This window comes from Paraburkholderia sp. SIMBA_030 (genome assembly GCF_046535245.1).
Taxonomy (GTDB): Bacteria; Pseudomonadota; Gammaproteobacteria; order Burkholderiales; family Burkholderiaceae; genus Paraburkholderia.
In genome coordinates, this window is sequence record NZ_JAWRXB010001014.1 from 1 (window position 1) to 256 (window position 256).

The following is a 256-nucleotide window of genomic DNA, read 5'->3' on the forward strand; positions in this document are numbered from 1 at the left end:
CGCTTCAGGCTGGCTTCGACCGAATCCATGATGTGGCCGCGCGAGGCGCCGCGGTCGTTGGGCTTGCTGCCCATCACGCCATAGACCTTGGTGGCAATGACGACGTCCTTTCGGGGGACGTTGAGGTTCTTCAGCGCCTGGCCGAGGAGCCGTTCGGATTCGCCGAAGGAATAGACGTCGGCGGTGTCGATGAAATTGACACCTGCGGCCAGCGAGCGCTCGACGATCTTGTCGGCGGCGGCCTGATCGACATCGG

At 63.7% G+C, this 256-nt stretch carries 1 protein-coding gene; it reads right to left on the bottom strand.

Annotated elements, in window-relative coordinates; translation table 11 throughout:
* Nucleotides 1-256 (bottom strand): aldo/keto reductase (locus SB772_RS43085; protein WP_410838909.1); only part of this gene is annotated, 256 nt, incomplete at both ends.